7 protein-coding genes are annotated in these 9360 nt (G+C 54.7%); all 7 read right to left on the reverse strand.

The window, feature by feature from the left end; all coding sequences use genetic code 11:
- Positions 1-140 precede the first annotated feature (140 nt).
- On the reverse strand, positions 141-359 hold the full coding sequence (locus tag ACTTKG_RS06900; RefSeq protein WP_442673497.1) for a cell division protein ZipA: 219 nt from the start codon (positions 357-359) through the stop codon (positions 141-143).
- A 284-nt stretch (positions 360-643) separates the two neighbouring features.
- A complete protein-coding gene (locus ACTTKG_RS06905) occupies positions 644-2716 on the reverse strand; it encodes a methyl-accepting chemotaxis protein (protein WP_442673498.1) in 2073 nt (690 codons plus the stop codon).
- A 225-nt stretch (positions 2717-2941) separates the two neighbouring features.
- On the reverse strand, positions 2942-4960 hold the full coding sequence (locus ACTTKG_RS06910) for an OPT family oligopeptide transporter (protein ID WP_442673499.1): 2019 nt from the start codon (positions 4958-4960) through the stop codon (positions 2942-2944).
- Positions 4961-5338: 378 nt separating this feature from the next.
- Complete coding sequence (locus tag ACTTKG_RS06915; RefSeq protein ID WP_442673500.1) at positions 5339-6508, reverse strand: S41 family peptidase; 1170 nt, start codon at positions 6506-6508, stop codon at positions 5339-5341.
- 30 nt (positions 6509-6538) lie between these two features.
- Positions 6539-7684: a murein hydrolase activator EnvC family protein gene (locus ACTTKG_RS06920; RefSeq protein WP_442673501.1), complete on the reverse strand. Its 1146-nt coding sequence runs from the start codon at positions 7682-7684 to the stop codon at positions 6539-6541.
- Positions 7685-7695: 11 nt separating this feature from the next.
- Complete coding sequence (gene ftsX / locus ACTTKG_RS06925; RefSeq protein ID WP_442673502.1) at positions 7696-8583, reverse strand: permease-like cell division protein FtsX; 888 nt, start codon at positions 8581-8583, stop codon at positions 7696-7698.
- Positions 8573-9259, reverse strand: a complete 687-nt coding sequence (ftsE, locus tag ACTTKG_RS06930; RefSeq protein ID WP_442673503.1) for a cell division ATP-binding protein FtsE — start codon at positions 9257-9259, stop codon at positions 8573-8575. Before ftsE ends, ftsX begins: the two co-directional genes overlap by 11 nt.
- Positions 9260-9360 lie beyond the last annotated feature (101 nt).

A 9360-nucleotide genomic window follows, 5' to 3' on the forward strand; every position in this document is an offset into this window, starting at 1 on the left:
CACTGCAGCGCACATTGTCAAGGCGGAAAATCTCGACAGCTTCCTTTGGCAGTATCGCAAGCAGTCAAAAAGCCCCGCCTGCGCGTCCTCTCTTTCGAGAAGCGCTCAAGCGGGGCTTTTCTCGTCGTCCCACACAACCATCAAAAGCCCTCCACCATCCTGCCGCACGTCTCAACACCTGCCGCCGCACGTCTGCCCTCTGCAGAGATCTCCACCGCATAAGCATCCGACTCTGTGCCGCGAAGCGGCTTTCTTTCTTCCGCTGTCTCCTGCTTCTTCTCGCGCCGCGCCGTCTCCTCAAAGAAGTGAATCGGCGCCAGCGGTTTCACACGATGCAGCCGTTCCACATGGACATCCATCGCAAAAACCTCCTTCCATGAATCTGCGCCCTTCGGGCTTGACCTCTTGGGGTTTCATGGTAAAGACAATCGACGGAATTCATCAATGCTTCTTCTACTTTTATTATATCGAATATTCAGCTTTTTGTTAAGTATTTTTATTCCCTTTCGAGCAAGCGGTCTGCTTATCCATCCAAAACACAGCGTTGAAACATATCTGCACCGCCGTTTACAGCAGCCCCGTCGTCATCGAAAAAACCAGCCCGACGGAAACACTTCCATCGGGCTGGTTTCTTGACAAAAACTCAGACCTTAAATTTGCCGATCTCGCCGTTCAAATCCATGGCGACATTCGCCAAACCTTCGCTCGCTTCAGCGATATCCTGCAGCGAATGTGTCTGCGTCTCAACGGCGGCATTTCCTTCTTCGCTCGTCGCAGCGTTCTCTTCTGCGAGCGCCGAGAGTCCCTGCACGACTTCCGCGATAGCATGATTCTTCGCGGTAATTTCATCCGTAGACTTATTCATCGTACCCATGACTTCTTCCGTCGTATCGACAGCTTCCGTGATCTTCTGGAATTTCCCCTGTGTCTTTTCGAGGCTGACCTGCGTTTCGGTGAAAAGACGCTTGGAAACTTGCATGGTATTGACGGCTTCCTGCGCCTTCGTCTTGAGACCGACGATGATGGCGCTAATTTCATCGGTGAAGCTCTTCGACTGCTCGGCAAGCGTGCGGATCTCTTCAGCGACGACGGCGAAGCCGCGCCCCGCGTCACCTGCACGAGCCGCCTCGATCGCGGCGTTCAGTGCGAGCAGATTCGTCTGCGCCGAGATCGACTGAATCATCTCGCTGGCTTTTTCAATATCTTCGGCGCTCTTGTTCGTCTCCTCGACGACACGTGCGACATCTTCCGTCGCCTGTGCCGTTTCTTCCGACTTCTTCACGAGATTGCTGAGGATTTCCGCGCCTTCATCTTTTTCACGGCGGATGTTGCCGGTCGCTTGATTGATCCGGTGCAGGATTTCCTTATTTTCGTCCATGAGCACCATGATCTCGTCGATATGCATGGAAGCGTTCTGCGTATCCTGCGCCTGACTCGTCGCGCCGTCGGCAATGTTGTGGATGGCGGACGCGACGTCGCGTGCAGAGTCTGCCGTGGACTGCGCCGTCGCCGTAAGCTCTTCGCTCGTCGCGGCGACAGCCTGAGAGGAGTAGCTGATCTTGTCGATGACCGTGCGCAGGTTGTTCCGAAGCGTGGCGATGCTGCGCGACATCGTGCCGATCTCATCGCCGCGCTCTCTGAGATAAGCGTGCGACTCGTCTGCACGCACGTCGAGATGCGCGAGCTTCTCGATGACAGACGTGATCTCACCCAAGGGCGTAGCGATGCGCTTATGGACGAAGACGCCCATGAATACAAGCAGGATGACGCAGCAGACGAATGCGATGGCGACGGCAGACCAGACCATCTTCTTCGCTGTCGCCGTAAAGACGTCGCGCTCCGTCGTGGAGAACACCATCCATTCCGAATCCACCCCTTCAAGGTGCATGGGGTAGAAACAGTAAACCGAATCGACGCCTGTACTCGGCGACTCACGCTCCATAGTCGTGACCGTACTTTCGTCGAAAGCTTCCGCAATTTCCGCATCCGTCATGGGGAATCGATCATAAAATTTCTTGAGAATCAAGTCCTTTTCCAAGCCATGTGCGATCATGCTGCCCTGACGCGTAAAGACGCCATAATAATTTTCTTCCCGACTGAGCTTTTCGATGCCTTCCTGTATCTCCGTCATACTGATATTCGCACAAACAACGCCGCGAACCCGCCCGTTCACCTCAACAGGCAAAACGTAGCGCGCTGCCAGACGTCCGTTTTGCGTAAAATCGGGCTGTGCAAGGAACGGTCTGCCCGTATTTTTCACAGTCTTGTACCAATCGCTCTGCATGGCATCTTGCACCGTACCGATCTTTCCTTCATAGTCAACGAAAACATTCAATGCCTCTGCTCCCGAAGAACCTTCCAAGATGATCGATGCCGATGTGATGCCCGCGCTTTCTGACATCTCATCGACGAGCATGGCGACGATAGCATCGCGATTATTTTCGGGCGACGCGACAGAGAGCTTGTTTTGCAACTCTCTTTCCATGCGGGCGCTGATTCGCACAGCGCGGCTGTATCGCTGCTCAATCCGATAGGCGATCTGCTTATTCTCCAGCATCGTTTCACGTTTGCCGGCATCGACCAGCGCCTCAAAGCTCATATAGGCGATGAAGCTCGTAACGATGATGAGCATGACGGCTATACCCATGCCCGTCACTGCATTGATTTGAAATCCTATCCCCCCCCCGCGAACATTCGTCTTTCCTTCGATACTCATACAAAATTCCTCCCTCTCCTCTAGGTATACATAACGAACTCTTTCTATAACCATTCTTCTCCAAAAAATTAAAAAATCCTGCTATCTTTTTTATATTCATCAAAGTTTATATTATATTTTATATCTATTTATCGTACATATAATTGTTTATTCTTCTCATGTCTCTTTCCACCGGACGCAAAAAGCTGCCGCATCCGACAAGATGCAGCAGCTTTTCGTTTGCTTTTATTTTCCTTTCGCAAGCACCACGCGGCTCAAGATGAATACGGCAGCCGCGAATACGACAAGACCGAGCATTTCCGCAGTGTCGGCAAAATCAGCGCCGACGAGCGCGAGCGGACTCTCACTGCCGCCGCTCGATACGGAAACGGCGATGAGTCCGGCAAGCGCGACGCCGACGATGGATTCGCCGACAATAAGCCCCGAGGCGAAGAGCGTGCCGCGACGACGCGCCGCCTTGCCCGCTTCCTTGCCGCGGCTCTTCAGCGCCTTATCGAGCAAATAGCCGAGAACCGCGCCAATGACGAGCGGCGTCGGGATGCTCGGCGGCAGATAGATGCCCATGCCGACGGCCAAAGGCGGCAGCGCAAGACTTCTCGTCGTGCGGCGCAGCATGATGTCCACGAGCACGATGGCGACGCCAAGCCCAAGTCCGATATAGATATACTCCCAAGCGAGATTATTCGAGAAGATCCCCTCGGCGATCGTTTTCATGAGCACCGCCTGCGGCGCAGCGAGCGCCTGCGCGGGATCCATGCCTTCGCGCGGCAGGGCGCCGACGAAGCCATACGCTTCATAGAGAAGGTTCAGCACAGGCGCGATGACGAGCGCACCGACGACGCAGCCCAAGAGCAGCGCGACCTGCTGACGCCACGGTGTCGCGCCGACGAGCCAGCCCGTCTTGAGATCCTGCATGTTGTCGTTCGAGATACAAGCGATGGCAAGAATAATCGACGTCGTGAAAATCGCCGTCGCCGTCGCGAATTTCTCACCGCCCGGCAGATCGAAAATGCCGAACGAAGAGCAGAGCGCATACATGACGAGCGAAGCGACGATGATGCCGAGAATGCCGATGCCCGAAATCGGGCTTGAGGACGTGCCGACAAGACCTGCCATGTACGCACAGGCGACAGCGACGAAGAAGCCCATAAACACAGCGACGCCGACGCCGACCAGCGTAAAGGCGAGCACTTGGCTCTCCGGCAGCCCCTCGGGGCTGACAAACGCATAAAAGACGGCGATCAAACCGATGACCGTGAGCAGGAATACAAAGCCGATGCTCTTCGCCGACATATCAATATCCATGCGATGTCTGTCCTTGACCGTTTCAGGCATACGTATGGCGGCGAACGATTCCTTCATGCCCTCGACGACGGGACGTACAAGCGTCATGAGCGTCCAGATCGCGGCGACACCCATCGCGCCCGCACCGATAAGCCGCACACGCTCCTGATAGACGGCGGCGGCAAACTTCTGCATCGTCACGCCGTCGGGCGGCGTACCCGTGATCGTATAAAAAGGCACGAAGCCTGCCCAAGCGATGAGAACGCCGACAAGCATGGCGATCCCGCTCGCGATGCCGATGAGGTAGCCCGCGCCGACCAGAGCGGTAGAGTAGCCGATCGGGAACTGCGTCATGCCGCGCCCAATGGGAATCCAGACGGAAAGCGCACCGGACAGCACTTGAAAGCCGCTGGTGCAGAGCGCGATGATGCCGGCGACGAAGCTGCCCGAGAGGATCTCCTTTAGCCCCGTACCCTCGCTTTTTCCGCCTTCGCCATGCGTATTGACCTTCAAAATCTCCGCCGCCGCAACGCCTTCGGGATACGCAAGGTCGCTGTTGACGACCATGGCACGGCGCAGAGGAATCGTAAAGAGCACGCCCAAGCAGCCGCCGCATGCCGCGACCAGAAGCGTCTGTGTGAACTCGAAGCCGTGCCAGTAGCCGATCATAAGCATCCCCGGAATGATGAAGATGATGGCGGATAATGTACCCGCAGCCGACGCCTGCGTCTGCACCATGTTGTTTTCAAGGATGTTGGAATTCTTTGCCATCTTGAGAACCGCCATCGAGATGACAGCCGCCGGAATGGCGGATGAAAAAGTCAGACCGACCTTCAGACCCAGATAGACGTTTGACGCCGTAAAGATCACCGTCAATACAGCGCCCAAGAGCATACCGCGCACGGTAAGTTCCGGCAGCCGCAGCTCATGCTGCATAAACTCATTGTGTTCATTTTTCATGATATCGCTCCCCGTAATAATTTGCGCCCTATGATACAGGCGGATATATGCCTATCCATTATAGCACAAATTTATAGAACATATAGCAAAATTTATATAAAAATTACAAAATAAATCTAAATGTCCCATTTTCTTCTCAAATAAAAAATCGCCGCGCAATTTGACGCAGCGATTCGTCGTGATATTCACCGGTATCTCATGGATACGGATCTTATTTATCTCCATCGTGAGAACCGCATGGAGCCATCTTCAATTTTTCAAGTAGAGGCTGATTGCCATAGACATGAACATTCCCACGTCTTCACAAGTCTGCTCCGCTTCCCTTTTCACATCATCGATGCGCAGGCAAATCTCTGCCACAGTCTCCGCTCCTCTTCTTTATATAACCTTTGCGCCAACGCCCGCAATCTTCCCCTTCATGACGTCAATCGCCTTCAAGAGCTGCACGTCATCCGCACCGTCCGCCTGCGGCTCGACGGCGACGTCCGGATCAATGCCCGTGCCGTCGATGCTTCTGCCCGACGGCGTATAATACTTGGCGATCGTGAGCTTCAGCGCATCGTCGTCGTAGAGCGGCAGGACGACCTGCACCGAGCCTTTGCCGTACGACTTCTCACCGACGAGCGTCGCCGCCCCCGTATCCTGCAAAGCGCCTGCAAGGATCTCACTCGCCGAAGCGCTGTTGCCGTCGATGAGCACGACGAGCGGATACTTTTCTTCCGCCAGATCCGAATCATACTCCTCGCGCGTGCCGTCGCGCTGCACGACGGAGACGACAGGTCCCTGCGGCACGAGCATGTTGGCGACCTCTACACAGCTCGTCACAAGACCTCCGGGATTTTCGCGCAGATCGATAATCATGCCCTTGACGCCGCTTTCCTCCAGTGCACGATAAGCCTCTTTGAACTCGTCTGCCGTATGTTCCGAGAAGGATGCGATACGGATATAACCGATGCCGTCCGTATCGGGCAGCATCTGCCCCGCGACCGTATGCACCTGAATCATCGCACGCCGCACGATATAATCCTTGTCCTCTTCGCCCGCGCGATGAATTCGCAGCGTCACATCCGTATCCACCGCACCGCGAATGCGCAGCGCGACGCCCTCCGGTTCAATCTCAGTCGTCGGCGTACCATCGACGGCGACGATCTCATCGCCTGTCTTGATGCCCGCCGTCTCACTCGGCGTTCCCTCCATGACGGAAATGACCGTGATCTTGTTGTCCTTGAAGCCCATGACGATGCCGACACCGCCGAAGCTGCCCTCCGTATGCGAGCGCATAAGCTCGTACATCTGCTGGTCGAGATAGATGGAATGCGGATCATCCAGCGTCTTGACCATACCCGCAATAGCGCCGTCGATAAGCTTCGTATAGTCCACATCACGTACATACTGCGTCTCAATAAAACGCAGAGCGCCAAAGAAGCGCATGACGTCCTTCACCTTATGATCGTTGAAGCCCATCAAAGCATAGAAGCCGAACACCGTCGCATTAAACGTCACGAAAGCCGTTGCGACGATGAGCAAAAACATCGTTTTCTTTTTCAAAATATCTGTCACCTCATCCAAGGCAATCCATCAAAGATACCCCATAGGATTGACCGGTTCGCCGTCGACGCGCACCTCAAAGTGGCAGTGCGGTCCCGTGGAATTGCCCGTAGAGCCGCACTCGGCGATCGGCTGCCCCTGCGAGACGCTCTGTCCCTCACTGACGAGCAGCGCTTGATTGTGCCCGTAAAGCGTCGATATACCGCCGCCATGATCGATGATGACGGCGTAGCCGTAGCCCGATATCCAACCCGCATAGGAAACGACGCCGGCGCCCGCCGCATGAATCGTATCGCCGTAATCACCGCCGATGTCAATGCCGGAGTGGAAGCGGCTCGCTCCCGTGATCGGATGCACGCGCCAGCCAAAAGGCGACGTGATCGGCCCGCCAAGCGGCCAGTTGAGAGCGCCGCCCCCCGAGAGCGCCGGAGAAGCAGGCTGATAGCGGCTGTTTCGGATCATCTGCTCGACTTCCTTGGATGCCGCAAGATTTTCGTTGATAATGCGTTCCTGCGTCGCGCGATCCGTTTCCATCTTATCAATGATCGCCTGCTTCGCCGACTGCTTCTTCTCCGCTTCTTTCCTGCGCTCGGCAGCCGATTGAACGAGTTTTTCCTTCGCCGCGCGATCCGTTTCAAGCGCTTTCTGCGACTGTTCGATGGCAGTTTTTTCCGCAAACACGACCTGTACAAGACTATAATCCTGCTCGATGACGCGCTTCAAGAGATCCATGCGCGTGAAAAAATCCTGAAAATCCTTCGCGCCGAAAAGCACGTCGAGATAGCTGATTTGCCCGTTGATATAGATGTCGCGCACGCGCTTGGCAAGCTGACTGCGCTTCTTCGCGAAATCCTTATTCAAGACTTGGAGCTTCTCCTCGTTTTCATCAATGCGCTCCTCTGTCGCGTCAAGCTCCTTTCGGACGTCCTTATACGCCTTCGTCGCTTCGTCCGCCGCCTCGTCAATGGCGCGCTTTTCCTCGGATAAGCCTTCAATCGTAGAGTCGATCTCATCCTTCTTCTTTTGCGCCTGCTCCGCCTTTTCGATATGCGCATCGCGCTGTTCTTCCAAGCTCTCCGCTTGAACGAGCGGCGAAAGCGTCATGAGATAAAGCGCAGAAAAAACCGCAGCCGCCGTTTTCTTTCCCGCATTTTTCCTTGTGGAATCCAAAAACATGAAAAAGCCCCCTAGACCTTGAGGAACCGCTTTAAGGAGATCGTACTGCCCAAGGCGCCGATTCCCATGCCGCTTAAAACCATCACGATGCTGATGAAGTTGACGAACGGGTACTGCGGTATGAGCGGCAAAAACGCCAATGTGCTGTAGACCTTCGCCGTAATCAGTCCGTAGATGCTCCGAAGTGCAATCGACGCCAAAACGCCGCCGAAGAAGCCAAGCACAACGCCCTCCAAGAGAAACGGCCAGCGAATGAACCAATCCGTCGCACCGACGTACTTCATGATGGCGATTTCCTTGCGCCGCGCAAAAACCGTCAGTCGAATCGTGTTCGAGATGATGAAAAGCGTCGCGCCTGCCAAGAGAAGCATGAGTGTAAAGCCGAAGATACGCACGAGCCGTGTCATATCGAAAAGATGCTCGACGACGTCCTGTCCATACTTCACCGACTCGACGCCGCCGAACTTCTCAATCGCCTTTGCAGCCGTCTCCACCATCGTCGGCTGCTTGACCGTGACTTCAAAAGCATTCGGCAAAGGATTCTTTTCATCGAGCGCATCGAGCAGGTACTTTTGATCGCCAAGACGCTCCCGAAGACGCACGATTGCATCCTCACGGCTCACATACTGCACGCTCTCAATGCCCTGCATCTTTTTCAAATCATCCTCAAGATCGTCAATCTCCGAGTCTTTGAGCGTATCTTCCAAGTAGACATTGATCTGCACCTGCGATTCAAGCATCGAAGCCATACGGTTCATATTGAGCACGATGATGAGAAACATGCCGAGTACGAAAAGCGATACGGCGACCGTACTGATGGACGCAAACGACATCCAGTTGTTGCGCTTGATCGAGATGCAGACCTCACGGATGAAATATTCCACCGTCCTAAGCTTCATAGCCGTATCCCCCCTTTGCCTCGTCGCGCACGATGCGGCCGCCCTCGATAGCGATGACGCGCTTCTTCATCGTATCAACGATGTTCTTGTCGTGCGTCGCCATGACGATCGTCGCTCCTGCATCGTTGATGCGGCGGAAGATGTCCATGATCTCCCACGAAGTCTCAGGATCGAGGTTGCCCGTCGGCTCATCGGCGATGATGAGCGCAGGATCGTTGACGATCGCACGCGCAATCGCCACACGCTGCTGCTCGCCGCCCGAAAGCTGTGAAGGGAAGTTCTTCCACTTCTCGCGCAGCCCCACGATATCCAATACGGCGTTGACGCTTCGCTGCATAAGTCGGCGCGGCGCTTCGATGACCTCCATAGCAAAGGCGACGTTTTCATAGACCGTCTTATCGGGCAAAAGGCGGTAGTCTTGAAAGATCACGCCAAGCCCACGCCGCATATACGGCACATCCTTTGCCCTGAGCTTCATCATATCATGCCCGTTGACGCGCAGCTTGCCGCTCGTCGGCAAGATCTCGCGCAGCAGCATACGCACAAACGTCGACTTGCCCGCACCGCTCGCCCCCACGAGAAAAACGAAATCGCCCTTTTCAATCTTGACATTCACATGATCGAGCGCCACCGTGCCGTTATCATAAACCTTGGAAACATCCTTCATATAAATCATGCAACAGATTCCTCCATATTCGATGCCGCTTTTTGGCATTCCTATCTATTATATCACACTTCTCGCATTTTCACTTCTTTAATTATAGCATAGAAATCATC

This window comes from Selenomonas sp., from assembly GCF_052169755.1.
Classification (GTDB): Bacteria; Bacillota; Negativicutes; order Selenomonadales; family Selenomonadaceae; genus Selenomonas.